This window comes from Methylocystis sp. Sn-Cys, assembly GCF_016745395.1.
Lineage (GTDB): Bacteria > Pseudomonadota > Alphaproteobacteria > Rhizobiales > Beijerinckiaceae > Methylocystis > Methylocystis iwaonis.
Genome location: NZ_JAERVJ010000001.1, coordinates 276,154 through 301,156, shown reverse-complemented (window position 1 = coordinate 301,156; position 25,003 = coordinate 276,154). Strand labels below are relative to the sequence as shown.

General features: G+C 64.1%; 25 protein-coding genes. 14 read left to right on the top strand and 11 right to left on the bottom strand.

What is annotated here, in order from left to right; all coding sequences use genetic code 11:
* Positions 1 to 10 precede the first annotated feature (10 nt).
* Positions 11 to 892 (top strand): ParB/RepB/Spo0J family partition protein, encoded by an 882-nt coding sequence (locus tag JJT62_RS01405; protein WP_202070897.1) that lies wholly within the window; start codon positions 11 to 13, stop codon positions 890 to 892.
* A 436-nt stretch (positions 893 to 1,328) separates the two neighbouring features.
* Here the strand turns inward: JJT62_RS01405 and JJT62_RS01400 are convergent, their stop codons facing one another.
* Positions 1,329 to 2,252: an OmpW family protein gene (locus JJT62_RS01400; RefSeq protein WP_202070896.1), complete on the bottom strand. Its 924-nt coding sequence runs from the start codon at positions 2,250 to 2,252 to the stop codon at positions 1,329 to 1,331.
* Between the two features lie 294 nt (positions 2,253 to 2,546).
* On the opposite strand from JJT62_RS01400, the gene purL reads away from it, so the two are divergent.
* The 6 genes from purL to rsmA all read left to right on the top strand — a co-directional run bounded on the left by purL (position 2,547) and on the right by rsmA (position 8,172).
* A complete protein-coding gene (gene purL, locus JJT62_RS01395) occupies positions 2,547 to 4,781 on the top strand; it encodes a phosphoribosylformylglycinamidine synthase subunit PurL (RefSeq protein WP_202070895.1) in 2,235 nt (744 codons plus the stop codon).
* Between the two features lie 19 nt (positions 4,782 to 4,800).
* A complete protein-coding gene (locus tag JJT62_RS01390) occupies positions 4,801 to 5,031 on the top strand; it encodes a BolA/IbaG family iron-sulfur metabolism protein (RefSeq protein ID WP_202070894.1) in 231 nt (76 codons plus the stop codon).
* 51 nt (positions 5,032 to 5,082) lie between these two features.
* Positions 5,083 to 5,424 carry a Grx4 family monothiol glutaredoxin gene (grxD, locus tag JJT62_RS01385; protein WP_202070893.1) on the top strand — a complete coding sequence of 114 codons (342 nt, stop codon included), beginning with the start codon at positions 5,083 to 5,085 and terminating at the stop codon, positions 5,422 to 5,424.
* 382 nt (positions 5,425 to 5,806) lie between these two features.
* Positions 5,807 to 6,049 carry a hypothetical protein gene (locus JJT62_RS01380; protein ID WP_202070892.1) on the top strand — a complete coding sequence of 81 codons (243 nt, stop codon included), beginning with the start codon at positions 5,807 to 5,809 and terminating at the stop codon, positions 6,047 to 6,049.
* A gap of 255 nt (positions 6,050 to 6,304) precedes the next feature.
* Positions 6,305 to 7,300, top strand: coding sequence for a 4-hydroxythreonine-4-phosphate dehydrogenase PdxA (pdxA, locus tag JJT62_RS01375; protein ID WP_202070891.1), 996 nt, complete (start codon positions 6,305 to 6,307; stop codon positions 7,298 to 7,300).
* Positions 7,297 to 8,172, top strand: coding sequence for a 16S rRNA (adenine(1518)-N(6)/adenine(1519)-N(6))-dimethyltransferase RsmA (gene rsmA, locus JJT62_RS01370; protein WP_202070890.1), 876 nt, complete (start codon positions 7,297 to 7,299; stop codon positions 8,170 to 8,172). The genes pdxA and rsmA overlap by 4 nt, the downstream gene beginning before the upstream one ends.
* A 57-nt stretch (positions 8,173 to 8,229) precedes the next feature.
* Here rsmA and JJT62_RS01365 read toward each other — a convergent pair whose 3' ends face one another.
* The 7 genes from JJT62_RS01365 to fabG form a co-directional block, all read right to left on the bottom strand.
* Positions 8,230 to 8,592 (bottom strand): DUF488 domain-containing protein, encoded by a 363-nt coding sequence (locus tag JJT62_RS01365; protein WP_202071498.1) that lies wholly within the window; start codon positions 8,590 to 8,592, stop codon positions 8,230 to 8,232.
* Between the two features lie 31 nt (positions 8,593 to 8,623).
* Positions 8,624 to 9,265, bottom strand: coding sequence for a guanylate kinase (gmk, locus tag JJT62_RS01360; protein WP_202070889.1), 642 nt, complete (start codon positions 9,263 to 9,265; stop codon positions 8,624 to 8,626).
* Positions 9,266 to 9,337: 72 nt separating this feature from the next.
* Positions 9,338 to 10,210, bottom strand: a complete 873-nt coding sequence (locus JJT62_RS01355; protein ID WP_202071497.1) for a YicC/YloC family endoribonuclease — start codon at positions 10,208 to 10,210, stop codon at positions 9,338 to 9,340.
* Between the two features lie 199 nt (positions 10,211 to 10,409).
* Entirely contained in the window at positions 10,410 to 12,401 is a 1,992-nt protein-coding gene (gene mltG, locus JJT62_RS01350) for an endolytic transglycosylase MltG (protein ID WP_202070888.1), read from the bottom strand.
* A gap of 185 nt (positions 12,402 to 12,586) precedes the next feature.
* The gene (gene fabF, locus JJT62_RS01345) at positions 12,587 to 13,849 is read right to left on the bottom strand and encodes a beta-ketoacyl-ACP synthase II (RefSeq protein WP_202070887.1); all 1,263 of its coding nucleotides are present in this window, start codon (positions 13,847 to 13,849) and stop codon (positions 12,587 to 12,589) included.
* Positions 13,850 to 13,968: 119 nt separating this feature from the next.
* A complete protein-coding gene (locus JJT62_RS01340; RefSeq protein WP_016918578.1) occupies positions 13,969 to 14,208 on the bottom strand; it encodes an acyl carrier protein in 240 nt (79 codons plus the stop codon).
* A gap of 309 nt (positions 14,209 to 14,517) precedes the next feature.
* A complete protein-coding gene (gene fabG / locus JJT62_RS01335) occupies positions 14,518 to 15,255 on the bottom strand; it encodes a 3-oxoacyl-[acyl-carrier-protein] reductase (protein WP_202070886.1) in 738 nt (245 codons plus the stop codon).
* A gap of 393 nt (positions 15,256 to 15,648) precedes the next feature.
* Between fabG and JJT62_RS01330 the strand changes: the two genes are divergently transcribed.
* The gene (locus JJT62_RS01330) at positions 15,649 to 16,392 is read left to right on the top strand and encodes an outer membrane protein (RefSeq protein ID WP_202070885.1); all 744 of its coding nucleotides are present in this window, start codon (positions 15,649 to 15,651) and stop codon (positions 16,390 to 16,392) included.
* Between the two features lie 63 nt (positions 16,393 to 16,455).
* On the opposite strand, the gene fabD is transcribed toward JJT62_RS01330, so the two are convergent.
* Positions 16,456 to 17,400, bottom strand: a complete 945-nt coding sequence (fabD, locus tag JJT62_RS01325; RefSeq protein ID WP_202070884.1) for an ACP S-malonyltransferase — start codon at positions 17,398 to 17,400, stop codon at positions 16,456 to 16,458.
* Between the two features lie 90 nt (positions 17,401 to 17,490).
* On the opposite strand from fabD, the gene JJT62_RS01320 reads away from it, so the two are divergent.
* The 3 genes from JJT62_RS01320 to JJT62_RS01310 all read left to right on the top strand — a co-directional run bounded on the left by JJT62_RS01320 (position 17,491) and on the right by JJT62_RS01310 (position 19,520).
* Positions 17,491 to 18,042: a nucleoside deaminase gene (locus JJT62_RS01320; protein WP_246744642.1), complete on the top strand. Its 552-nt coding sequence runs from the start codon at positions 17,491 to 17,493 to the stop codon at positions 18,040 to 18,042.
* Between the two features lie 116 nt (positions 18,043 to 18,158).
* Positions 18,159 to 19,016, top strand: a complete 858-nt coding sequence (locus JJT62_RS01315; protein WP_202070883.1) for a hypothetical protein — start codon at positions 18,159 to 18,161, stop codon at positions 19,014 to 19,016.
* A gap of 159 nt (positions 19,017 to 19,175) precedes the next feature.
* Positions 19,176 to 19,520, top strand: coding sequence for a hypothetical protein (locus tag JJT62_RS01310; protein WP_202070882.1), 345 nt, complete (start codon positions 19,176 to 19,178; stop codon positions 19,518 to 19,520).
* Between the two features lie 129 nt (positions 19,521 to 19,649).
* On the opposite strand, the gene acs is transcribed toward JJT62_RS01310, so the two are convergent.
* On the bottom strand, positions 19,650 to 21,581 hold the full coding sequence (gene acs / locus JJT62_RS01305; protein WP_202070881.1) for an acetate--CoA ligase: 1,932 nt from the start codon (positions 21,579 to 21,581) through the stop codon (positions 19,650 to 19,652).
* A gap of 144 nt (positions 21,582 to 21,725) precedes the next feature.
* Positions 21,726 to 22,100, bottom strand: a complete 375-nt coding sequence (locus tag JJT62_RS01300) for a gamma-butyrobetaine hydroxylase-like domain-containing protein (RefSeq protein ID WP_202070880.1) — start codon at positions 22,098 to 22,100, stop codon at positions 21,726 to 21,728.
* A gap of 195 nt (positions 22,101 to 22,295) precedes the next feature.
* Here JJT62_RS01300 and moaA point away from each other — a divergent pair, with 195 nt between their 5' ends.
* From moaA to JJT62_RS01285, 3 genes are all read left to right on the top strand, one after another.
* Positions 22,296 to 23,333 (top strand): GTP 3',8-cyclase MoaA, encoded by a 1,038-nt coding sequence (moaA, locus tag JJT62_RS01295; RefSeq protein WP_202070879.1) that lies wholly within the window; start codon positions 22,296 to 22,298, stop codon positions 23,331 to 23,333.
* Between the two features lie 4 nt (positions 23,334 to 23,337).
* Positions 23,338 to 24,219 (top strand): NAD(P)-dependent oxidoreductase, encoded by an 882-nt coding sequence (locus tag JJT62_RS01290; protein WP_202070878.1) that lies wholly within the window; start codon positions 23,338 to 23,340, stop codon positions 24,217 to 24,219.
* Positions 24,220 to 24,547: 328 nt separating this feature from the next.
* Positions 24,548 to 24,862 (top strand): hypothetical protein, encoded by a 315-nt coding sequence (locus JJT62_RS01285; protein ID WP_202070877.1) that lies wholly within the window; start codon positions 24,548 to 24,550, stop codon positions 24,860 to 24,862.
* Positions 24,863 to 25,003: the final 141 nt, after the last annotated feature.

The window sequence follows — 25,003 nt, the reverse complement described above, 5'->3', positions numbered from 1 at the left end:
CGTTTTCGATATGGCAGAAGAACCGCGCCGACGGCTTGGTCGCGGCCTGGCGGCGCTTTTGGGCGACGCCGGAGATGAGGCGCCCACTGAGCGTCCGCGTGGACAGCGCAAGGTTCCGATCGAATTTTTGCGCCCCAATCCGCGCAATCCGCGCACCATGTTTCGCGAGGAGGACCTCGCAGACCTCTCGAATTCCATTCGCGAAAAAGGCATTATCCAGCCGATCGTCGTGCGCGCGATTCCGGGCGTCGCCGACGCCTATGAGATCATCGCCGGCGAGCGACGCTGGCGCGCCGCCCAGGCCGCCGGTCTTGCGGATGTTCCGGTCGTCATTCACGAGGCCGACGACAAGGAAGCGCTGGAGCTCGCGATCATCGAAAATGTCCAGCGCGCTGACCTCAACGCCATAGAAGAAGCGAAGGGCTATGAGCGTCTGGGCGCCGAGTTCAGCTATTCCCAGAGCGACATCGCCAAGATTATCGGCAAAAGCCGCTCTCATGTCGCCAATACGATGCGGCTGCTGAACCTCCCGGAAGGCGCCAAAGCGCTGGTGCAGGACGGCAAGATTTCAGCCGGTCACGCCCGTGCGCTGCTGGCGGTCGAGAACCCGGAGGCGGTCGCGCGGCAGATCGTCGAACAGGGGCTGACCGTGCGCGATGTCGAGGCCATGAGCCAGGCTCAGACGAACGCCCAATCTCCGGCTAACGACCCTGATGGCAGTAAAAGGCCGCGCCCGGAAAAGGACGCCAATACCCGCGCCTTGGAAAAATCGCTCGGCGATTCGCTCGGCATGGCGGTGGACATCAAAAATCAGGGCGAGCGGGGCGAGATTCGCATCCGCTACCAATCGCTGGACCAGCTCGACGCGATTTGTCGGCTGTTGAATGGGTGATTTGAGCGGCTCGGCGAAGCCGCGGTGAACTGCGTTATTCCCAGCGGGCTGAAAAATTCGGTTAGAGCAGCGCTGCCGTCATTGCGAGGAGCGTAAGCGACGAAGCAATCCAGAGCCCCATCACTGCCCTGGATTGCTTCGCTCCGCTCGCAATGACGGCCGAGATCCTTTAGCGAAAACGCGTAATACGAGATCCACTTGATTGGTTCGGTGTCATTCGACGCTCGTGCAGCGAGCGATCAGGAATCCAGAGCCAAACCAGCGCGTTTGTGGCTCTGGATTCCCGATCGGGCCTTCGGCCCGTCGGGAATGACAAGCCCCAATCCGAGCTATTCAAACGGAAACGGTATAAGACCACGGCTAGCAAACTGGTCTACTCGCCAATAAAAAAACCGGCCGCTAGGGCCGGTTTTCTTTTGAGCGGGTGACGTTCAAATTAGAACGGCAGGAGCTTCGGAAGGCCCCAATCGCCGCCGAAACGGTAGGTCAGACCGGCGGAGACGACCAGCGGGTTGATCTTCACCGCAGCGTTGACCGGGACAAAGACCGGATTGAGCGCCGCGCCAACCGGGCCCGGGATGAAGGCCACGATATTGGCGTGCGCGTTGGGCTCCACCATGATGTATTTCACATCGACGTTGACGCCCCAATGTTCGTTGAACATGTAGTCCGCGCCAGCCTGGCCGACGACGCCCCAGGACGGGGTGATGCTGGCCGAATAGAAGCTGGCGTTGGCGCCAAAAGCCCCGAGCCCGGCGGCGATAGAATTAGGAGCGAAATTGAGCGCCCAATTGTTGTTGCCGGCGCGGGTGCCCCAGAAGGTCGTGAAGTTCACGCCGACGCCCAGGTAAGGCTGGAAGGCGCCGAAGTTCGTGAAGTGATACTGCAGCATCACGGACGGCGGGAACGCCCAGGTGTGCGCCAGGCTGGAGCCGGCCAGAACGCCCGTGCCCTGGATATGATGCGGCGAAACGCAGCAGATGGCCTCGATCGCCCAGTTCTTGGTCAGATAATAGGCGACGTCGAGCATCGGGATGACGGAGGTGGAGATGCTCGTGCTGGCGCCCGGCACCAGGCTGCCATAGCCGGCGCTCAGGCCAGTGGCGACGCCGACGCTGCCGCCGGGAACGCCGAGGGCGGCGAGCGTGGGATGCACCGCGCCAGCGTCATAGATCTTGGCGGTGCCGTCGAGCGGGATCAGGCTGCCGACCTTGAGGCGGATCTGGAAGGGCTGATAGGTGTCGACGAACACCGGCGCCGGCGGCGGAGCCTTGATGCTCGGCAGATCGGCCGCGTGAGCAGAGACGGCGGCCGTCCCCAACGCAATGGCGGCGACAGCGCCGCGAACAATATTCCTCATCGGAACCCCCTCGAAATCGCTTCGGTGGACGGTCGACGCCGTCCGCGCCGAGTCGGCAAAGAAGTTGCTACGTTTTTGGTCTCCATAACTTGATAAACATCAATAAAAACGCTGTGGACTGTTCATTCTTTGGCATTGTGTCCGTAGCGCAACATTTTTGTGCTGTTGCCTTGCGGGACGCCCGGCGCTAATCGAGGTTTACGAAAAAACGCCTGAGACTCTCAGGCAGTTCCGGCGCTTTCAGCGCCCCCGCGGCGCCCAAAAAAGCGCCGCCTTTGCGCAGGGCCTGCTCATTTGACCGCCAACGCCTCCCCCGCTGAACCCAAGGTCGACGCCGAACTCGCCGCCGCGCATGGGCTCAAAGCCGACGAATATGACCGCATCCTGAAGCTGATCGGCCGTACGCCGAGCTTCACCGAGCTCGGCATTTTCTCGGCCATGTGGAACGAGCACTGCTCGTATAAATCCTCGCGCATCCATCTGCGCAAGCTGCCCACAAAGGCGCCCTGGGTCATCCGGGGCCCCGGCGAGAACGCCGGCGTCATCGACATCGGCGACGGCGACGCCTGCGTCTTCAAGATGGAGAGCCATAACCACCCGTCCTTCATCGAGCCCTATCAGGGCGCAGCGACGGGCGTGGGCGGCATTTTGCGCGACGTCTTCACCATGGGCGCGCGGCCGATCGCCTGTCTCAACCTCTTACGCTTCGGCCGGCCGGCCCATCCCAAGACGCGGCATCTTGTCTCGGGGGTCGTTGCGGGCGTTGGCGGTTACGGCAACAGCTTCGGCGTGCCGACGGTTGGCGGCTCGACCGAGTTCGACGCGAGCTATGACGGGAACATCCTCGTCAACGCCATGGCGGTGGGCCTCGCGCGCGCGGATTCGATTTTCTATTCGGCTGCCGCGGGCGTCGGCAATCCGATCGTGTATCTCGGCTCCAAGACTGGCCGCGACGGCATTCATGGCGCGACCATGGCCTCGGCCTCTTTCGAGGCGGACGCCGAGGAGAAACGGCCGACTGTGCAGGTGGGCGACCCCTTCTCCGAGAAGTTGCTGCTCGAAGCCTGCCTCGAGCTCATGGCCTCGGGCGCGGTCATCGCCATTCAGGACATGGGCGCGGCGGGGCTCACCTCCTCGGCGGTTGAAATGGGCGCCAAGGGCAATCTCGGCATCGAGCTCGATCTCGACGCCGTGCCCTGCCGCGAGGAAGGCATGACGGCCTATGAGATGATGCTCTCGGAGAGCCAGGAACGCATGCTCATGGTGCTGAAGCCGGAGCTCGAGCAGCAGGCCGAGGGCATTTTCCGCAAATGGGGGCTCGATTTCGCCATTGTCGGCAAAACGACCGACGATTTGCGTTTCGTCGTGAAGCACAAGGGCGAGGTAAAGGCCGACCTGCCGATCAAGGAGCTCGGCGACGAGGCGCCGGTCTATGACCGGCCGTGGGTTCCCTCACCCAAGCAGCCCGTGATCGACCCTGCGTCCGTGACGCCGCCGCTCTCGAACCGCGACGCGCTCTTGAAGCTGCTCTCGACGCCCAATCTTTGCTCCAAGCGCTGGGTCTGGGAGCAATATGATCATCTCATTCTCGGCAACAGCGTGCGCCGTCCCGGCGGCGATGCAGCGGTGATTCGCGTCAAGGAGGGGCCGAAGGGTCTGGCTGTGACGGCCGACGTCACCGCCCGCTACTGCGCCGCCGACCCGGTCGAGGGCGGCAAGCAGGCGGTGGCGGAGGCTTGGCGCAACATCACGGCGACCGGCGCCAAACCGCTGGCGCTGACCGACAATCTCAACTTCGGCAATCCCGAACGGCCTGAATATTTGGGCCAGTTCGTCGGCTGCCTGCAGGGGATCGGCGAGGCGGCGGCGGCGCTCGACTTCCCGATCGTCTCCGGCAATGTGTCCCTCTACAACGAGACGCAGGGCGCCGGCATTTTGCCGACGCCGGCGATCGGAGGCGTGGGCGTGATCGCGGATGTCGCAACGTCCGCCTCTGCGGGCTTGGCGCGCGAAGGCGAGACGATCCTTCTCATCGGCGAAACCAGGGGCTGGCTTGGCCAGTCCGCTTATCTCGCCGAGCTTTGCGGCCGCAAGGAAGGCGCGCCGCCGCCCGTCGATCTGACCGCCGAACGCAAGAACGGCGATCTCGTCCGTGAGCTGATCCTCTCTGGAAAGGTCTCCGCCGCGCATGACCTCTCCGACGGCGGTCTCGCGGTCGCCCTGTCGGAAATGGCGCTTGCAGGCGGGATCGGCGCCGCAATTTCGGCGCTTCCCAAAGGCCCGGAAAACGCCGTTCTCTTCGGTGAGGATCAGGCGCGTTATCTCGTTACGGCGGGGGACGCCAACGTCGTTTCCGATGAAGCTGCGGCGCATGGCGTCAGCGTCTTCGCGCTGGGCGTCACGGGCGGCGATTCCTTGAAGCTGCCAGGCGAGGCGCCGATATTGCTCTCCGAACTGCGCAAAGCGCATGAAACGCCGCTTCCGGCCTTCATGGCCGGGGACGACAGTGTCTTTCCCGACAATTCATGACGCAAAGAGGACGAACCCAATGCCTATGCCCGCCGCCGAGATCGAAAGCATCATCAAGGCCGCCCTCCCCGACGCGACCATCGAGCTGACTGCGCTCGCCGACGACAACGACCACTGGGCTGCGACGGTTGTTTCCGAGCAGTTTCGCGGGCTGTCGCGGGTGAAGCAGCATCAGCTCGTGAATGCGGCCTTCGGCTCGCGGCTGGGCGGCGAGCTTCACGCGCTGGCGTTGACGACCCGCGCGCCGTAAAATGACGAGGCCAGAAGCGGCGCCTTGAACGCCGCAGGAAAGGAAAAGCAGATGTCCGACGCCAACAGCCGCATCAAGAGCGAGATCGAATCTTCCGACGTCGTCCTCTTCATGAAGGGCACCCCGCAGGCCCCGCAGTGCGGATTCTCCATGCAAGTGGTGCAGATCCTCAACCATATCGGCGTGCCTTACAAGGCGATCAACGTGCTTGCCGACGGCGAAATCCGTGAAGGCATCAAGACCTATTCCAACTGGCCGACGATCCCGCAGCTCTACATCAAGAACGAGTTCATCGGCGGCTGCGACATCACCCGAGAAATGTTCCAGTCGGGCGAACTCGTTGCGCTCTTCGACAAGGAAGGCGTGCCGCACGCCCAGGCCGGCAAGGCGTAACACTATTTTCGTTTGAACAGCTCGCATCGGGGAATGTCATTCCCGGCGGGCTGAACGCCCGACCGGGAATCCAGAGCCAAAAAACGCTGGTTTTGCTTTGAATTCCTGATTGCTCGCTCGAGCGAGCGTCGGGAATGACGCCGGCCCAATAAGCGGATCGCGTATAAGACCGCTTCCCGATCGCATCGTCGTGCGCGCCGCTCGTCCCGAGCGGCGCGCATTTTTTTGAGCGTCCGAACATATTGGGCGAATATGTCCGCGAGGGGGGAATCCAATGTCCACTTTATTGTGACAGTGAGATGAACAACACTCCTTTTTACAGACGCAATGTCGGGTCGGCGGTCGCCGAAACCGGGAGGCGCTCTGGAGATGGAGGAAACCAATGTCCGTCAAATTGCTCTTTGCGGCCGCGGCGCTGGGCGTTGTGCTCTCTGCCGCCCCGGCCTGCGCTTCCGACAGATTCTTCGATTTCGATGAGGTCTGGGATCAATCGATGCAAAAGCACCGACGCGACGAGGTGCTGAGCGTCACGCCCCGCGACGCGACGCGTCATCAGTCGCCTTATGTCTTCCGAGGGCGCCCGCACGACCCAACGGGCAACATCACTCTCGAGGGCGCTCGCTGAACCGGCGATTCACGAGAACCCGCAAAGGCCCCGGCGTGATCGCCGGGGCATTTTTTCACCGCTCGTCGGTTGGAGAACGGGTTGATCGACGAGGCCGAATCCTCGTCGGCGTAAAGGTCTCGAACATCCATTGTGGACCGAGGCGCTTCACGCATTGGCGCCCCCATTTGATTTCCGCGACGTCCTGCGCAACTGTTTCCCCATGAGTTCACGACTGACGCGCCGCCTGCGCCGATCCACCAAATTGGGCGCTCGATGACCCTCCCGCTCGCGCTGACCCAGGGCGATCCTTCAGGCATCGGGCCGGAGCTGGCCCTCCAAGCCTATGCCGCGAGGGACGCCGCCGGCCTTCCGCCCTTCTTCATCATCACCGACGCAGCTCACCTTATGCGCGTCGCAAGGTCGCTCGGGATGAACGTCCCGCTCGAGGAGACGACGCCAGCACATGCGGCCGAGATTTTCGACCGCGCGCTACCCGTCGTTTCCCATGGTTACGACGTGCGGGGTCCATTCGGCCGTCCCGATCCAGAGGACGCCAAGGCGACCATCGCCTCGATCGAACAGGCCGTCGAACATGTCGTCGCTGGGGAAGCGCGCGCCGTCGTGACAAACCCGATCGCAAAATCCGTGCTTTACGCAGCAGGCTTCCCGCATCCCGGACATACGGAGTTTCTCGGCGAATTGGCGCGGCGTCGCTTCAAGGCTGACGCCCGCGCGGTGATGATGCTTTGGTCGCAAGAACTCGCCGTCGTGCCCATCACCATTCACATTCCGCTCGCCGCGGCGCCGAAGCAATTGACGAAAGCGCTCATCATCGAGACCGGCGAGATCGTCGCTCGCGATCTGAAAACCCGCTTCGGCCTCACGGAACCGAGGCTCGCCTTCGCCGGGCTCAATCCGCACGCCGGCGAAGACGGCGCGCTCGGGCGCGAGGAGATCGAGACGATCGCGCCCGCGCTCGACGTCCTGCGCGCCAAAGGCATCCGCGTCAGCGGCCCGCACCCGGCCGACACGATGTTCCACGCCGCCGCCCGCGCAAAATATGACGTCGCGCTCTGCCCGACACACGATCAGGCGCTGATCCCCATCAAGACGCTGGCCTTCGACCGCGGCGTGAACGTCACGCTCGGCCTGCCTTTCGTCCGCACGTCGCCCGACCATGGCACGGCCTTCGACATCGCCGGGAAAGGCGTCGCCAACGCTACGAGCCTGATCGAGGCGATCAAGCTCGCAGGACGGATGACCGCGTGATCGACGATCTGCCCCCGCTGCGCGAGGTCGTCGCGCGTCATGGCCTCGACGCCAAAAAGACGCTCGGCCAGAATTTCCTCTTCGATCTCAATCTCACGAGCCGCATCGCCCGCGCCGCCGGGCCATTCGAGGATACGGTCGTCATCGAGATTGGCCCCGGCCCGGGCGGCCTGACGCGCGCGCTTCTGGCGCAGGGGGCGCATGTCGTCGCAATCGAGCGCGACCAGCGCTGCCTCCCCGCCTTGAGCGAGATCGCCGCGCATTACCCCGGCCGTCTGACGGTCGTCGAAGGCGACGCGCTGGAAATCGACGTTGGGGAGCTTGCGCGCCAGCATCAGCCCTCATTGCGAGCCGAAGGCGAACAGCCAAGGGCCCGCATCTGCGCCAATCTTCCCTATAACGTCGCGACAGCCTTGCTCACCCGCTGGATCGAGGCCGAGCCCTGGCCGTCGGTCTTCGACCGCTATGTGCTCATGTTCCAGAAGGAAGTGGCGCTTCGAATCGTGGCGACGACGGCGAACCGCGCCGATTACGGTCGCCTCGCCGTGCTCTGCGGCTGGCGCGCGCGGGCGCGCATTCTCTTCGACGTGTCTCCCGCCGCCTTCACCCCGCCGCCGAAAGTGACGTCTTCCGTGGTGGAGCTGGTCCCAAACCCGGCACCGCTGCCCTGTGATCCGCGCGCGCTCTCGCGCGTGACGCAGGCCGCCTTCGGCCAGCGGCGCAAGATGCTGCGCCAGAGCCTCAAAGGCCTCGGCGTCGACGCGGGGGCGCTACTCGCGCAGGCCGGCATAGAGGAGACCAAGCGCGCCGAAGAGGTGGATGTCGCGGGTTTCGTGGCGCTGGCGCGCGCGTTCGATATGCTTCGGCAATAGCGGACCGCGAGCCTTCAGGCTCGCTTGAAAAATGCGGGCCTGAAGGCCCGCGGTCCATTAGCTTGCTTTATGGCGCAGGACGCCTCGCAGCACGACCGCGTTGTTCATTTCCTCGTCGTGGGCGGCGTAGAGCAGCGTCACGCGTCCCTTGTGCGCCATGGCGCGCAGCGTCGCGATCTGCTCTTGCGCTTCCGGGCTTTCGAGCTCCTCGCGATAGCGCGCCTGAAACTCCCCCCAGCGCCCGAGCGCGTGGCCGAACCAGCGGCGCAATTCATGGCTCGGCGCGACGTCCTTGGCCCAAAGATCGACCGCCGCCTTTTCCTTCGTCAGGCCGCGCGGCCAGAGCCGGTCGACAAGCACGCGCGCGCCGTCTTCCGGCTCTGGCGGCTCATAGACACGCTTGAGGGCGAAGGCGGGCATGGGGGCGAGATAGCGCACCCCGCGCGGAAGCCTATTCGTCGAGAAGCTTGGCGACGAAGCTTTCGATCTCGCGCTCGCGCCGCGAGCGGCGCTGGCGCTCGGCGCGCAATATGGCGATCAGATCGTCGAAGGAGCGCTGCAGATCGTCGTTGACGATGACATAGTCATAGTCCTTCCAGCGCGCGATCTCCTTGCGGGCGTTCTCGAGCCGCCGTTCGATCACCTCGGGCGCGTCCTCGGCGCGGCGCTCCAACCGGGCGCGCAGCTCCTTCATCGACGGCGGGAGGATGAAGACGGTCACCGCGTCGGCGCCCATCTTTTCGCGCACCTGGCGCGTCCCTTGGTAGTCGATGTCGAAAAGCGAATCGCGCCCCTGCGCCAGGATCGCCTCGACCGGCCCACGCGGCGTGCCGTAGAAATTGCCGTGCACCTCCGCCCATTCCAGCAAGTCGCCGGCGTCGCGCATGGCGACGAACTGGCGCTCGGTGATGAAGCGGTAGTGAATGCCGTCGACCTCGCTCGACCGGCGCGCGCGGGTCGTCACCGATATGGAAAGCGTGAGGTCGAGATCGCGGTCCTGCAGCAGCATCCGCGTCAGCGTGGTCTTGCCGGCGCCGGAGGGAGAGGAAAGGATGAGCACGACGCCGCGGCGCAGCGGAAGGGAATGGTCCATGGCGACGATTGTCACGAGTGTTGGCGATCGGCAATAGGCAATTGGGGCCGCTCTTTCAACCGCTGGGATGGCCTATTCGATATTTTGCACCTGCTCGCGCAACTGCTCGACCTCGATCTTCAATTCCAGCCCGATCTCGGTGAGCGCCGGATCGTTGGACTTGGCGCAAAGCGTATTGGTCTCGCGCGAAAATTCCTGCGCCAGAAAATCGAGCCGCCGCCCGACAGGGCCGCCCTCGGCGAGGAGCTTCTGCGCGCTCGCCACATGCGCCGCGAGACGATCGAGCTCCTCGCGAATATCTGCCTTGACCGCGAGCAGCACCGCCTCCTGATGGAGACGCGCGGGGTCCAGGCCCTCGGCGCTTTCGAGGAGCCGCGCCACTTGCTGGGCGAGCCGCTGGCGCACGGCTTCGGGCTGGCGCGCCGGCAAAGCGTCGGCCTGGGCGGTGAGCGCGCCGATCCGGGTCAGGCGCTCACGCAGCACGGCCGTCAGTGCGGCGCCTTCCGCGCGGCGCGAGGCAAGGAGCGCGTCGAGCGTCTCGTCCAAAGCGGCGAGGACATTCTTTTCCAGGCCCGCGCGCTGCGCCTCGTCGTCTTCCGGCTCGACGATCTCGACAACGCCCCGAATCGCCAGCAGGCCGTCGAGCGAAGCGGGTCGCAGGCTCGCAAGCTGCGGGAGGTCGTCGAGCGCGGCGAGCAGCCGGTCGAGCGCCGCGCGATTGATCCGCGCCGCGCCTTCTTCCTCGGCGCGTTTGGCGGTCAGATTGGCGAAGACCGAGCCGCGCGCCAGGCGGGCGGAAATCGCGGCGCGGGCCTTGATTTCGACGGCGTCGAAATTCGGCGGGACGCGTAGCCGCAGGTCCAGCCCCTTTGCATTGACGGTTTTCAGCTCCCAGGCATAGCTCCAGGGGCCGTGGCTTCCGCGCGCGCGGGCGAAGCCGGTCATGCTGGCGACAAAAGAAGCGGTCACGGACTCTCCGGGGTCTGACGCATACCGTTTTCGCTTGAACGGCTTGGCGGCGGGGTTTTGTCATTCTCGGCGGGCTGAAGGCCCGACCGGGAATCCAGAGCCGCAAGAGCGCTGGTTCTGCTCTGGATTCCCGCTCGCCCGCTTCGCGAGCGTCGGGAATGACAGCTCGCCGGATTTAGCGAATTTCGGCGCTCGAGGGAACGGTCTTCGCCGACGTCAGATCCCAGCTCTTGTCGCGCAGCGGGTCGAGCGTCGTGCCTTCCGAGGCGTCGAAAGCCCGCGGGCGGGCGTGTTGTGGCGCCGCGGCGAGAGCGATCGGCCCTCCCGCCGGAGAGGCCGCCGCTGTTTCTTCCATCGAGGCCTTCACGGCAAGGGTATCGGCGGGCAATTCGTCAGAGCCCGTCGCGAGGCCCAACCGGGCCGCGCGGGCCTTCTGCTCCGCCCGGCGCGCTGGAGAGACCGGATAGGAGGCGACCTCTTCCGGGAGCGCCTTTCCGTCGGCGCCCTCGCGCGCCATCATGTCGGGGCCAATCGCGCCGTCTTCGCCTTCATTGTCGGAGGCCGGCGCCCCGGCGGCGAGGAGCGTCGGGTCGAAGCCATTATGGCGCGCCGTCGGCTGGGCGGATTCCTGCGTGAAATAGGGCCGGGCGACCCGCAGGCGCGCGAGGTGTGGGGCGGCGTCGGCGGTGGGATCGTCATGTCCGCCGAGAAAAAAGGCCGCTCCCGCCGGGCTGAACTTGCCCAGCCGATGCGGGGCTCCTTCGCGGGGCGACATGGCGCGGCCCGGCGGAAAATCCGGGTTGCCGGCGTCGAGCGCCATCAGCCGGCCGATCGGCGCCTGGGTGCGCTTGTCGGTCTTGGGCGTGGCGGGCGGAACCGCCGCCGGGACGGATTGGTCCGCGCCGGGGGTCAGCTTGGCTTTCTGATCCTGCTCGAGCTTGCGCCAGTTCTGGACGTTGCGAGCGTGCTGGTCGAGCGATTCGGCGAAGACATGTCCGCCCGTCCCGTCGGCGACGAAATAGAGATCGCGCGTATTGGCGGGATTGGCGGTCGCTTCCAACGCCGCCTTGCCGGGATTGGCGATGGGCCCCGGCGGCAAACCATCGACGGCGTAAGTGTTGTAGGGCGTCCACTTCTCGATTTCGGAACGCATAATGCTATGGCCCAGCGTGCCCTTGCCGCCGACGAGGCCGTAAACGATCGTGGGGTCGGACTGCAGGCGCATGCCCTTGCGCAGGCGGTTAGCGAAGACGGCGGCGACGCGCGGGCGCTCCTCCGTCTTGCCGGTCTCCTTCTCGACGATGGAGGCCAGCGTCACCAGCTCATAGGGCGAGCGCAGCGGCAGATCCTTGGCGCGCTTCGCCCAGATCTGCTCGAGGAGCTTGCGCTGGTCCTCCTGCATCTTGGCGATGAGCTTGGCCCGCGGGAAACCGCGCGGGAATTTATAGGTCTCGGGCAGCAGCGCGCCTTCCTTCGGCGTTTCCAGAATATCGCCGAGAAGCATGTCCGATTCGCGCAGGCGCTGGGCGATCTGCTCGCTCGTCAGGCCTTCGGGGATGGTCAGGCTATGCATGAGCTGCTTGCCGGCGACGAGCTCGTCGATCACCTCGCGTAGGCTGGCGCTTTTCTTGAAGAGATATTCGCCGGGCTTCAGCTTGCTGCGTGCGCCTTCGATCAAGAGCGCGAAATTCATCAGGCCGGGACTGTCGATCACGCCGTCGCGTTCGAGCTGCGAGAGCATCTCCGGCACGTCGCTGCGCGGGGGCATATAGACGATCTTGTCGGCGCCGAGCGGGCCCGGCTCCTTGAGCTTGTGCATCACCGCGATCACGCCGAAAACCCCGGCGACCAGTGCGACAAGAAGGAAGCTCAGGAAGCCGCTCATCGCCGAAAGCGTGCCTTCCCGGCGCCGCTTCTTCTTCGGCGGGGGGGCTGGCGGCGCCTCGGCCGGTTTGGCGCTTTGTATGGCGGCGCGGCGGCGGAAGAAGGAGGAAGCCGCCGGCTCCTCCGCCGGCGCTGCGAATTTCGCCTCGGCGCCGTCCGGGGGCGCCGCGGGCTCGGGGCCCGGCGACTGCGGCTGAGTTTGTGTCGATTGCGCCGTCGCTTCCGGAGCGGTCTTTGCCTCGTCTTTCGGCGTCGCCGTCTTCTCGCCCGTCTGGTCGCTCATAATCGTCACCACGCCAATCCAGATGACCCTGCCGCAAGCGCCCGCAGTCGCCTGTCAAGAACCGACTTACACTATCGGTTATTGTGGCGAATTCAGGAACGAACGGCCATGGTTAACAGACGTGCGGCCCGGGCGAAACGCCTTCGCCCGGGCCGCACGCTGAAAACACTCGTGTATTCGATACCTTACGACACGCGGCGGAAGAGCAGAGAGGCGTTGGTGCCGCCGAACCCGAAGGAGTTGGACAGCGCCACATTGATCTCACGCTCGCGCGCGACCTTGGGCACGAGGTCGATCGCCGTCTCGACGGAAGGGTTGTCGAGATTGCGGGTCGGCGGCGCGACGCCATGGGTCATGGCGAGGATCGTATAGATCGCCTCGACCGCGCCGGCGCCGCCGAGGAGATGGCCGATCGCCGATTTGGTCGAAGACATCGAGAGCTTCGCCTCGAGATTGCCGACCAGCCGCTCGACCGCCTTGAGCTCGATTTCATCGCCGAGCGGCGTCGACGTGCCATGCGCGTTGACATAGTCGATCTCGCTGACCGGAAGATTCGAGCGCCGCAGCGCCATCTTCATGCAGCGATAGGCGCCGTCGCCGTCGGGCGACGGCGCTGTGATGTGGTGGGCGTCGCCCGACATGCCATAGCCGATGAGCTCGCCGTAGATACGTGCGCCGCGGGCTTTGGCGTGCTCATATTCTTCGAGCACGACGCAGCCGGCGCCCTCGCCGAGGACGAAGCCGTCGCGATCCTTGTCATAGGGGCGCGAGGCCTCGGCCGGGCGGTCGTTGAAACCGGTCGACAGCGCGCGACAGGCGGCGAAGCCCGCAACGCCGATGCGGTTGACCGGCGATTCGGCGCCGCCCGCCACCATGACGTCGGCGTCGCCCATGGCGATGATGCGCGCGGCGTCGCCGATGGCGTGGGTGCCGGTGGCGCAGGCCGTCACGACCGCATGATTCGGGCCCTTGAGCCCGTGCATGATCGAGACATAGCCCGCGACGAGATTGATGATTCGGCCCGAGACGAAGAAGGGCGATACGCGACGCGGGCCCTTTTCCTTCAGGGTGATCGAGGTCTCGTAAATGCCGCCCAGACCGCCGATGCCGGAGCCGATGAGGACGCCGGTCGTCTCCTGCTTCTCCGCAGTGTCGGCCTTCCAGCCGGCGTCGGCGAGCGCCTGGGTCGCGGCTGCGGTACCGTAGATGATGAAATCGTCGACCTTGCGTTGCTCCTTGGGGTCGAACCAGTCGTCCGGATTGAAGGAGCCGTTGGAGCCGTCGCCGCGCGGCACGACGGCCGCGATCTGGCAAGCGAGGTCGTTGACCTCAAAAGTGTCGATGCGGCGGAAGCCGTGTTCGCCGGCGACGAGACGCCGCCAATTCGTTTCGACGCCGCAGCCCAGGGGCGATACGACGCCAAGGCCGGTGACGACCACCCTGCGCATGGCTTACTCTCAGATTTTTCTTGATTGTTTATATTCGCCGCCCGTCGGAGTCGTCGGGCGGCGCGCGATGGAAAAAGCGCGCGGCCTGCCGCCGGCGCGCCTTTCTCGTCAGCGCCTGATCAGGCGGCCTTGGCCTTCTCGAGGAACTTCACGGCGTCGCCGACCGTGAGAATGGTCTCCGCTGCGTCGTCGGGGATCTCGACGCCGAATTCTTCTTCGAAAGCCATGACCAGCTCGACGGTGTCGAGCGAGTCGGCGCCCAGATCGTCGATGAAATTGGCCTTGTCGACAACCTTTTCGGGCTCGACGCCGAGGTGTTCGACAACGATCTTCTTCACGCGCTCGGCGACATCGCTCATCTGATTTAGTCCCTGTTGCTGTGGTGCAGCCGCACCGATTCGGCGATGCGGAACATTATCCGCTCGCCGTGTTCTCCAAAGATTTCATGTGCGCCGGCCGCGTCCCGAGGGCGGCGCGGCAAAGCTGCGCTCATGCCCTCTAGTCTCTGGGAAATACGGCGGCGCCGCCCCACTCGCGGCGAGGTCTGGTAACACACTTCCATTGGGTTGGCGAGAGGGCCCAGGCTTTCGCGCGTTTTCGAGAAAATCGGCCGCGAAGCGGCGTTGCGGCGGCAAAAAACCAGCGCCGCCGCCACCAGTTTTCGCGTTTTATATCATGGCCATGCCGCCATTGACGTGCAGCGTCTGGCCGGTCACGTAGCCCGCCTCTGCGCTCGCGAGATAAACGACCGCGGCGGCGACGTCGGCGCCGGTTCCGAGGCGGCCGGCCGGCACGGCGGACAGGATCCTTTCCTTCTGGGCGTCGGTGAGGCCGTCGGTCATCGGGCTCTCGATGAAGCCGGGCGCGACGCAGTTGACGGTGACGCCGCGCGAGGCGACCTCGCCCGCGAGCGATTTCGACATGCCGATCATGCCCGCCTTCGCCGCGGCGTAATTGCCCTGGCCCGGATTGCCGGTGACGCCGACGACCGAGGTGATGCCGATGATTCGGCCGAAGCGCTTCTTCATCATGCCGCGCAACACGGCGCGCGAGAGGCGGAAGGCCGCGGTGAGATTGATGTCGAGCACTGTGTTCCAGTCCTCGTCCTTCAGGCGCATGAAGAGCATGTCGCGCGTGACGCCGGCGTTGTTGACGAGAATATCGACCCCGCCCATCGCCGCTTCCGCCGCCGGAACGAGCTTCTCGGCGTCTTCCTTATCGGCGAGATTGCAGGGGACGACATGCGTGGTCCCGCCGATCTCGGCGGCCAGCGCCTCGAGCGCTTCGCGGCGCGTGCCGGAAAGCGCCACCGTCGCCCCAGCCGCGACGAGGCCGCGGGCGATGTCCTTGCCGATGCCGCCGCTCGCGCCGGTCACCAACGCGGTTTTGCCTGATAAGTCGAACATCAACGGCCCTCCCTGACCGGGCGCGACGCGCCGCGCCGGTTCTTTTCTCGTTTCCGTTTAACGGCAAATCGGAAAATTGCGAGGCCCTTTCGGGGGCTGGGGGCAAATGCGGCGCCAAGGCGGCGGGAATTTGTCGCCCCAACCATACGTCCTTAAAGAAACAGGAAAAAATTATGGCTAACATTCTGTAAACTGGCCAGGTTCTCTTGTGACACAAATACCACACCGGCAAGGTTTCAGCTCTGGCGCGGCCAGATTCTGCGCATCCTTGGTTGAATTCGAATCTCGTTTTCGGACACAATCGCTGTGCTTGGGGTCCGCATCACCTTAGAGCCGCCAAGTCAGGGCGGATGCGGCCATTTTTGGTTTCTGACTTGAGCAAAGGGTTATGAAATGAAGACGACTCTCTCCGCTATCGCCGTCGCGGCCGCCTTGGCGGCCGGCGCTGCGCAGGCTGCGGATCTGCCTTCCCGCAAGGCTCCGCCGCCGGTTTTCGTTCCCCCGCCGCCGGTCCTCACCTGGACGGGCTTCTACGCCGGTCTGAACATCGGCGGCGGCTGGCAGGACTCCTCGTCCTCCAACGTCGCGAATTGGGGCTGGAACTCGGGCAACGGCGGCTCCGGCGGCGTCGTCGGCGGCGGCCAGATCGGCTACAACTACCAGCTCTCCCCGCTGTTCGTCGTCGGTCTCGAGACCGACTTCCAGGGCACGAGCATCGGCTCGGGCGGCGGCAACGGCTGGTGGGGCGGCGCTGACCGCGCTCGCATCAACTGGTTCGGCACCGTTCGTGGCCGCGTCGGCTTCAACTTCCCGGGCTACTCGCAGTTCCTGGTCTATGGCACGGGCGGCTTCGCCTATGGCGAGGTGCAGCGTAACTCCTGGTGGAACCAGTACAGCACCGTGCAGACCGGCTGGACCGCTGGCGGCGGCGTCGAGTGGCAGTTCCTGCCGAACTGGTCGGCCAAGGCTGAATATCTCTACACGGATATCAGCGGCAGCAACCAGAACGCGTTCTTCAACCCCGGCTGGGGTCTGAACAACGTCAACAATCACACCCGCTTCCACACGGTCCGCGCGGGCGTGAACTATCACTTCAACTTCGGCGGCGCTCCGGCTCCGGTGCTCGCGAAGTACTGATTCGGCTTTCAGCCGAAGATGGGAAGCCCGGCCGCTCGGCCGGGCTTTTCTTTTTTAGCGGGCTTAGAAAGCCCGATAGGCGTCGAGATCGGCCGGCGCGCCGACAGAAATGCCCGTGACGCCGGGCGCGATTCGCTTCAGAAGGCCGGCGAGCACCTTGCCCGAGCCGACTTCGACGAACTTATCCACCCCCTGCGCCGCAATGTAAGAGACGCATTCGCGCCAGCGCACCGCGCCGGTCACCTGCTCGACTAGCAGACGGCGAATCGTTTCAGGCTCCGTGACCGGCGCCGCGGTGACATTGGCCACCACGGGAACGCGCGGCGTAGAGATGGCGGCGCCGGCGAGCGCCGCGGCCATGGCGTCTGCGGCGGGCTGCATCAGGGCGCAATGGAAGGGCGCGGAGACCGGCAGCAGCACGGCGCGCTTGATTCCCTTTTCCTTGGCGATCTCCATCGCCTTTTCGACCGCGCCTTTCGCGCCGGAAATGACGACCTGCCCGCCGCCATTGTCATTGGCGACCTGGCAGCAGGCCGAAAGGGCGGCGGCCGCTTCGGCCGAGATTTCCTTCGCCTGATCGAGCTCGGCGCCGAGCAGCGCCGCCATGGCGCCTTCGCCGACCGGGACGGCCTTCTGCATGGCGTCGCCGCGAATGCGCAGCAGCTTCGCCGTATCGGCGATCGAGAGCGCCCCGGCGGCGGCAAGCGCTGAATATTCGCCGAGCGAATGGCCGGCGACGAAGGCGGCGTCGCGGGCGAGATCGAGGCCGCACTCGGCCTCCAGCACGCGAATCGCGGCGAGGGAGACGGCCATCAGCGCCGGCTGCGCATTGGCGGTCAGCGTGAGTTCGGTTTCCGGGCCTTCGAACATCAGCCTGGAGAGCGACTGCGACAGGGCCGAATCGACCTCTTCGAAAACTGCGCGCGCGGGCGCGAAGCTCTCGGCGAGCGCCTTGCCCATGCCGACCGACTGCGAACCTTGACCGGGAAAAATAAATGCCTTCGCCATGCGCGTTGCGCCCTTTCGTCTTGTCTCGGGCGCGAGTGGCATTGGCGGGCGCGGCGTGTCAAGTTTTCGCAAAGCTCGGGGGGAACGGCGATGCGCGAGAAACTTTGCAATTGCGGTTGCGGCGTTAGCCGCCGCGCCTTCGTGATCGGCGCGACCTGCGCCGCCGCTCTCGGCGCGGCGCCTGCGCGCGCGAGGGCTGTCCTGGCGTCCTCGCGGGCGGAGGACGAACGACTCATGCGGCTTGCGGTGGAGGAGGCGAAGAAGGGCGACTTTCCCTTCGGCGCCGTCATCGTGCGGGAGGGAGGGGTCGCGGCGAGCGGGCGCAATATGGGGATCAGAACCAACGACCCGACGGCCCATGGCGAGATGGTCGCGATTCGCAATTTCTGCGCCACGCGCCCGGCGTCCGAGTTGAAAGGCGCGACGATCTATACGACGGGCGAGCCCTGCCCCATGTGCATGAGCGCGATTCTCTGGAGCGGTTTCGGGCGCATGGTCTACGCCGCGTCGATCGAACAGCTCGCCACGCGCATCGGACAGATCATGATGAGAAGCGAGGCGGTTGCCGAGGCGGCGCCTTTCGAGACGATCGAGATCACCGGCGGCGTGCTGGCGGGGGAGGCATTGGCGCTGTTCAAGTGAAGAACTCGCCCGCCGGGCCTTCGGGTTCCTTAATGGCGGGTTATGCGACTGGCGCAAGGGGCCTCCGCTTGTTGCCCCACGCGCTGAACCCGGCGCACCCAAACCGAGGAACGACAATGGAGATGCCCTTCAACCAGATAGAACGAGAGGTGATCATTCTAAATGCAGTCTTAGAACTGATTGATGAGATGGTGAATTACGAAATGTTCGTTAAGCTCAGGCGCACAAGCGATGCAGAGTTAAGGTTCAATACCAGTACGCATCAGCGCCTATTCAATATCATTCTTGTAGACTTCCTTTCGCAACCTCAGATCAAAGGACAAAAACCGATTCCGTTCGATCTACCGAAGCCACATTCAAGTGCTCGCCCCAGTGATTACACATACTTATTTTACATTCGGAGCATATGCGATGACCCAAAACTGAGCCACGACGTCTGTCACCTCCGCGCCCCCATCGATGCTTTCGCAGATTGGCTCGATGCAGAATGCCTGATCGAACAGGTTTGGCTTCCATCGATCGATACCGAGCTGGATATTCGGGTGCCTCGCATCACTTTCCTCAAAATCTGTGGTGACATAGGCAAACATAATTTTGCGCGGCTTGAGGGAAATGTGAAGAAAATATGTGGCATCCTTGCCAAAAATCATCACATGATCGATGAAGGGAAAGGGTATCTCGTTCTGCCGGAATTTTACGATTGGTTCCACAAACACGTTTTTGCCTATCACGCCAGCGCGATTGCAGAATTCCTGAACAATATCCGGTGGGGCATATACGACTACCTCGGGCCAGAATTTGCAAAGTCATTCACAAAGGACAATCCTACTTCGATTGCTTACAGATATATCTACCCGCAGGATTGTAACAGGCCAATTGCTCAGGCCATGTATTGGAGCCTCATGAACGCGGTTCGATCTGAGCCGCATATGCCGAGGTTTGACGTAACGCGCTTTCTCAAAATGAGATATTAACCCTCGGTCTGTGGAACTGGTTTCGTTTCGGATGCTCCGTTCTTGGCGCATAAATCAAAAATTCTGGAACACCGATTTCGGGCCATAAATCGGGGCCTTTTGAGAGATCGACGAAAAGGCGTGTAGAGTCGCGCCCTCAGTCAAGGCAGGGAGGCACCCTTGAGTCTCGATTACATCAGCGAAAAGCTTACGAACGCCGTCCTCGTGCTCGCCACCAGCACGGAGTCTCTGCAAAAGCGCTTGGAGTTTGCCGCGCTCTGCGCTCACACAATTTCCGGCCCTCCCCATTCGGAAGAGGGTTTCCCGACTGATGAACTCAAGAGGCGGTTCATCGAATGGTGGAGAGCGCTCACAGCGAAGCAGGCGCATGGGGATGAAGGAACCCTTGCAGCCACCGCCCGAAGCCTAACGGATGATGAGGCGCGCCGGTTCGCGGAAGAACTTTTCAATATCTACACCGAGGTGGAGGTTCATTACGTACGCTTGCGGCGTCTTCACGACTAAGACCCCGGCGACCTCGGCAAACCGAGCATAAATTAAGATTTGCGCACCAGATCCGACGCTTTGATTCTAAAGCGTTATTTTCGTGCAAAACATAGGCGCGAAATTCCGAGGCAAATCCAAGCCGGCGACTCACGTCGCCGGCCGCCCCCGCACCAGCTCCTCCACCACCCCCGGCTCCGCCAACGTCGACACATCCCCCAGCGACCCGAACTCCCCCTCCGCGATCTTCCGCAAAATCCGCCGCATGATCTTACCCGAGCGCGTCTTTGGCAGGCCCGGCGCGAATTGGATTACGTCGGGGGTCGCGATGGGACCGATTTCCTCGCGCACCCATTTCACCAGCTCTTTGCGCAAATGCTCGGTGGGGTGGGCGCCTTCCATCAGCGTCACATAGGCGTAGATGCCCTGGCCCTTGAGATCATGCGGATAGCCGACGACGGCGGCTTCCGAGACCTTCTCATGGGCGACGAGGGCGCTTTCGATTTCCGCCGTGCCGAGGCGGTGGCCGGAGACGTTGATGACGTCGTCGACGCGGCCCGTGATCCAGTAATAGCCGTCCGCGTCGCGCCGGGCGCCGTCGCCGGTGAAATATTTGCCGGAATAGGTCGAGAAATAGGTCTGCACGAAGCGCTCATGGTCGCCGAAAACCGTGCGGACCTGGCCGGGCCATGAATCGGCGATGACGAGATTGCCCTCGCAGGCGCCCTCCAGCACTTCGCCGGCGCTGTCGACGATCTCGGGGAAGACGCCGAAAAGCGGCCGCGTTGCGGAGCCCGGCTTCAGCGCGGTCGCGCCGGGCAAAGGCGCGATCAGAATGCCGCCCGTCTCGGTCTGCCACCAGGTGTCGACGATCGGGCAGCGATCTTCGCCCACGACGCGGTGATACCACTCCCAGGCTTCCGGATTGATCGGCTCGCCCACCGAGCCGAGCAGCCGCAGCGATTTGCGGCTGGATTTTTTCACCGGCTCCTCGCCCGCCGCCATCAGCGCGCGGATCGCGGTCGGCGCGGTGTAGAAGATGTTGACGCTGTGCTTGTCGATGACGTCCCAGAAGCGGGAGACGCTGGGGTAATTGGGCACGCCTTCGAACATCAGCGTCGTCGCGCCATTGGCGAGAGGGCCGTAGAGGATGTAGCTGTGGCCCGTCACCCAGCCGACATCCGCCGTGCACCAATAAACTTCGCCGGGGCGATAGTCGAAGACGAGCTCATGGGTGAGCGACGTATAGACGAGATAGCCACCCGTCGTGTGCAGCACGCCCTTGGGCTTGCCGGTCGAGCCCGACGTATAGAGGATGAAGAGCGGGTCCTCGGCGCCCATTTCCGCATAGGGGCAGTCGGCGTGAACGCTCGCCGCCTCTTCCTCATAGCGGAAGTCGCGGCCCGGAACCCAGTCGATCTCCGCGCCCGTGCGCGTGACGACGATGACGCTTTTCGCCTCCACCTTTTCCAGCGCGGCGTCGACATTGGCTTTCAGCGCCACTCTGCGGCCGCCGCGCAGACCTTCATCCGCGGTGACGATAACGTCCGATAGCGCATCCTCGATGCGCCCGGCGAGCGCCTCGGGCGAAAAGCCGCCGAAGACGACCGAGTGAATGGCGCCGATGCGCGCGCAGGCCAGCATGGCGTAGGCGGCCTCGGGGATCATGGGCAGATAGATGGTGACGCGGTCGCCCTTCTTGACGCCGTGTTTTTTCAGCACATTGGCGAAGCGGCAGACATGATCGTGCAATTCGCCATAGGTGATGTGCTTCGAGACGGACGGATCGTCGCCCTCCCAGATGATCGCCGTCTGGTTCGCGCGCTCGGGCAGATGCCGGTCGATGCAATTCATCGCGACATTGGTGGTCCCGTCCTCGAACCATTTGATCGAGACGTTATGCGTGTCGAAGCTCGAGCGCTTCACCGTGGTGAAGGGCGAAATCCACTCGATCCGCTGCGCCTGCTCCGCCCAGAAGCCGTCGGGGTCCTTCATCGAGCGCTCGTAGAGGGCGTGGTACGTCGCTTCATCGACGCGGGCGTTCTTCCAGTCCTCCGGAACGGGGTAGATCTTCTCGGACATTTCTTTCCCTTGTTTCTCGTCCCGTGAGGCGGGCGTCTTGTCTGTCGATGGTAACAGCCCCGGCAGGGCTTGTCCTCTTTGCGCGCCTGAAGGCGCGCGGTCCGCGGCGCCTCTGGACCGCGCGCCTTCAGGCCCGCTTCTCCCTTACGCCTCGCCCGGCCGGTCGCGATCGAGCCCTTTTGCCGCCAGCTCTTGTAGATAGGCCGCAAAGCTCGCTTCCGCCGTCTCCCCCAGCTCGCGAAGGTAGCGCCAGGTGTAGATGCCTGTCTTGTGGAGGTCGTCGAAGTCGAGCCTGATCGCGTAATTGCCGACCGGCGCGACGGCGATGATCGCGACATTGCGCTTGCCGCCCACGGTCTTCTGGTCCGCCGGCGAATGGCCCTGCACCTCGGCGCTGGGGCTGCGCACCCGTAAAAGCTCCGCGCTCGTCGTGAAGCTCGCCCCATCGTCGAAGGAAATGCGCAGATTATGGCCGTTGTCGAGCAGGCGGATTTCGGTGGGCCAGGGTTCGGCGGTCAAGTGAGGGCTCCAATGATGCGCCCCGCGGCGCGGTTGGGGGAAAGCCTATTACGGCGCGAAATCGGCCGCCAGCCCGCCGGTCTTATTGGAAATCCCGATGGCTGCACGGAAATTGCTGGCTTCACGGCTTTGACGGACAGCAATATATGAAAGGATCAAGACGGCGCGCGACCGTCCCCGAGGAAGCCTAACCAGATGAACGCCCATGCCCATCGGCCCGCGATCGCGGCGCCCGCGCCGCTTATAGATCCATTCGGGCGCGCGGTTTCCTATGTGCGCGTCTCTGTGACCGATCGCTGCGACTTCCGCTGCGTCTATTGCATGGCGGAGCACATGACCTTCCTGCCGCGCAAAGACCTGCTCACGCTCGAAGAGCTGGACCGCCTCTGCACGGCCTTCATTGCGCGCGGCACGAAGAAGCTGCGCATCACCGGCGGCGAGCCGCTGGTGCGCCATGATCTGATGAAGCTCTTCCGCGCGCTGTCGCGCCACCTCGTCTCCGGCAAGCTCGAGGAGCTGACGCTCACCACCAATGGCTCGCAGCTCGCGCGCTTCGCTTCGCAGCTTGTCGATTGCGGGGTTGAGCGCATCAATGTCTCGCTCGACACGCTGGACGCGGATCGTTTCCGGGCGCTGACCCGCACGGGCGATCATGCGCGGGTGCTGGCGGGGATCGACGCGGCGCTGAAGGCGGGGTTGAAGGTCAAGCTCAACGCCGTGGCGCTCAAGGGCGTGAATGAGGATGAATTCATCCCTCTCGTGCGCTTCGCGCATGAGCGCGGTATGGACATGACCTTCATCGAGGTCATGCCGCTCGGCGAAATCGACGGGCCGGCGCGGGTCGATCAATATCTGCCGATGACGCAGGTGCGGGACAGGCTCTCGGAAGCGCTCACCCTCACCGAGATCGACTATCGCACCGGCGGCCCGGCGCGCTACATGCGCGCCGAGGAGACCGGCGGGCGCGTGGGTTTCATTACCCCCCTTACCCATAATTTCTGCGAGAGCTGCAACCGCGTCCGCGTCACTTGTACCGGCACGCTCTACATGTGCCTCGGCCAGGAAGACGCCGCCGATCTGCGCGCGCCGCTGCGCGACAGCGGCGACGACGCGCTGCTTCACGCCGCCATCGAGGCCGCGATTTTGCGTAAGCCCAAGGGTCATGACTTCGTCATCGATCGGGCGACCCAGATCCCGGCGGTCTCCCGCCATATGAGCACGACAGGCGGTTGAGAGAATGTCCGTTTCGAAGAATGTCGCTTTTCTCGGCCTCGGCGTCATGGGTTTCCCCATGGCGGGGCATCTCGCCCGGGGCGGCCACAAGGTCACAGTCTATAATCGCACGACGGCGAAGGCCGAGAAATTTGCTGCGCTGCAGCAAGGCGCAGCAAAATGGGCCCCGACCCCTCGCGAGGCTGCCGAGGGGGCTGATTTCGTCTTTACCTGCGTCGGCAATGACGACGACTTGCGCTCGGTCACGCTCGGACCGGACGGCGCTTTTGCCGGCATGACGGAAGGCGCCATTTTCGTCGACCATACGACTGCCTCGGCGCAAATCGCCCGCGAGCTCTATGCGGAGGCGAAGAGCCGCAGCCTCGGCGCCATCGACGCGCCGATCTCGGGCGGACAGGCGGGGGCGGAGAATGGCGCGCTGACGGTCATGTGCGGGGCGGAGCCGGAGATTTTCGCCCGCGCTGAGCCGGTGATCGCCTCATACGCCCGCGCCTGCCGGCTGATGGGCCCGCCAGGCGCCGGCCAGCTCACCAAAATGGTGAACCAGATCACCATCGCGGGGCTGATCCAAAGCCTCTCCGAGGCGCTGCATTTCGCCAAAGCGTCGGGCCTCGACGCCGCCGCTGTGATGGATCTTCTGAAGAACGGCGCAGCGCAATCCTGGCAGATGGAAAACCGCACCAAGACCATGCTCGCCGGCGAATTCGACCATGGCTTCGCCGTGGAGTGGATGCGCAAAGACCTCGCCATCTGCCTTGCGGAAGCGCGCCGCAATGGCGCGAAGCTCCCAGTCGCGGCGCTGGTCGACCAGTTCTACGCCGAGGTCGAGACGATGGGCGGCAAGCGCTGGGACACGTCGAGCCTGTTCGCGCGGCTGGAGAAGTAAATCAGTCATCGCGCAGGCCGCCCGTCATTGCGAGCGCAGCGAAGCAATCCAGAGCCGTAACGCGGCTCTGGATTGCTTCGTCGCTTTGCTCCTCGCAATGACGGATCACCCTTGCCGTTATGCCATCCGGCAATTCCTGGAATGACTGCGGCCAAGGTTGAGCATTAAGGCGCAAATATGGCCAGTCGTGGCTAAGAATGAATTTTTCTGTGGCTTGAATGCAACCATTTCTACGGCTCGGCGTTTCCCCCCGACAAAAAAAGGAACACCCAAGGGCATTCGGCTCTGGGACAAGTCCTGCCGCAAACCTGTTCGGGGGGAGGCTGTTATGGCCGTCACGCGCGAAAGCCCGTTTGCAAGCCGCTCGTCGCGGATTGTCCTTGGTTTCACGGTCGCCTTTGGGCTCTGCGCCGCCGTCGCCGCGGCCCCCACCGCGCCGACCCTGAAGGGACAATCCCCCGCAGCCGTGAAGGCGGCGGTGAGCCTCAATGACGATGGCCTGCGCCCGCTCGCGCGTGGACCGGCGATCAGGGTGGGACGCGCCTATGGCGCCGAGGACGAAGACTGCACGCTCGTTCTGAAACCAAGCACAGACGAGAAGGGTCGCGTCCGCTACATGCGCAGCGTGACCTGCGCCAACTGAGCGCAGGGCGTTCCAACTCGCGCGGTCGAAGGCCGACTGGAAGGCGACGGCGGCTCGCAACGAGCGCCTCGCCTTCTGTTTTTTAAACTCTTATTTTTTCAAAATTCTTTGACAGCGCGCTTGTCTCAACCATGACGAGGC

Excerpts from the sequence above, each read along its gene's own strand:
- JJT62_RS01405 (WP_202070897.1), top strand. The coding sequence starts at position 11 with ATGGCAGAAGAACCGCGCCGACGGCTTGGTCGCGGCCTGGCGGCGCTT.
- JJT62_RS01400 (WP_202070896.1), bottom strand. The coding sequence starts at position 2,252 with ATGAGGAATATTGTTCGCGGCGCTGTCGCCGCCATTGCGTTGGGGACG.
- JJT62_RS01390 (WP_202070894.1), top strand. The coding sequence starts at position 4,801 with ATGCCTATGCCCGCCGCCGAGATCGAAAGCATCATCAAGGCCGCCCTC.
- grxD (WP_202070893.1), top strand. The coding sequence starts at position 5,083 with ATGTCCGACGCCAACAGCCGCATCAAGAGCGAGATCGAATCTTCCGAC.
- JJT62_RS01380 (WP_202070892.1), top strand. The coding sequence starts at position 5,807 with ATGTCCGTCAAATTGCTCTTTGCGGCCGCGGCGCTGGGCGTTGTGCTC.
- pdxA (WP_202070891.1), top strand. The coding sequence starts at position 6,305 with ATGACCCTCCCGCTCGCGCTGACCCAGGGCGATCCTTCAGGCATCGGG.
- JJT62_RS01365 (WP_202071498.1), bottom strand. The coding sequence starts at position 8,592 with ATGCCCGCCTTCGCCCTCAAGCGTGTCTATGAGCCGCCAGAGCCGGAA.
- gmk (WP_202070889.1), bottom strand. The coding sequence starts at position 9,265 with ATGGACCATTCCCTTCCGCTGCGCCGCGGCGTCGTGCTCATCCTTTCC.
- JJT62_RS01355 (WP_202071497.1), bottom strand. The coding sequence starts at position 10,210 with ATGACCGGCTTCGCCCGCGCGCGCGGAAGCCACGGCCCCTGGAGCTAT.
- mltG (WP_202070888.1), bottom strand. The coding sequence starts at position 12,401 with ATGAGCGACCAGACGGGCGAGAAGACGGCGACGCCGAAAGACGAGGCA.
- fabF (WP_202070887.1), bottom strand. The coding sequence starts at position 13,849 with ATGCGCAGGGTGGTCGTCACCGGCCTTGGCGTCGTATCGCCCCTGGGC.
- JJT62_RS01340 (WP_016918578.1), bottom strand. The coding sequence starts at position 14,208 with ATGAGCGATGTCGCCGAGCGCGTGAAGAAGATCGTTGTCGAACACCTC.
- fabG (WP_202070886.1), bottom strand. The coding sequence starts at position 15,255 with ATGTTCGACTTATCAGGCAAAACCGCGTTGGTGACCGGCGCGAGCGGC.
- JJT62_RS01330 (WP_202070885.1), top strand. The coding sequence starts at position 15,649 with ATGAAGACGACTCTCTCCGCTATCGCCGTCGCGGCCGCCTTGGCGGCC.
- fabD (WP_202070884.1), bottom strand. The coding sequence starts at position 17,400 with ATGGCGAAGGCATTTATTTTTCCCGGTCAAGGTTCGCAGTCGGTCGGC.
- JJT62_RS01320 (WP_246744642.1), top strand. The coding sequence starts at position 17,491 with ATGCGCGAGAAACTTTGCAATTGCGGTTGCGGCGTTAGCCGCCGCGCC.
- JJT62_RS01315 (WP_202070883.1), top strand. The coding sequence starts at position 18,159 with ATGGAGATGCCCTTCAACCAGATAGAACGAGAGGTGATCATTCTAAAT.
- acs (WP_202070881.1), bottom strand. The coding sequence starts at position 21,581 with ATGTCCGAGAAGATCTACCCCGTTCCGGAGGACTGGAAGAACGCCCGC.
- moaA (WP_202070879.1), top strand. The coding sequence starts at position 22,296 with ATGAACGCCCATGCCCATCGGCCCGCGATCGCGGCGCCCGCGCCGCTT.
- JJT62_RS01290 (WP_202070878.1), top strand. The coding sequence starts at position 23,338 with ATGTCCGTTTCGAAGAATGTCGCTTTTCTCGGCCTCGGCGTCATGGGT.
- JJT62_RS01285 (WP_202070877.1), top strand. The coding sequence starts at position 24,548 with ATGGCCGTCACGCGCGAAAGCCCGTTTGCAAGCCGCTCGTCGCGGATT.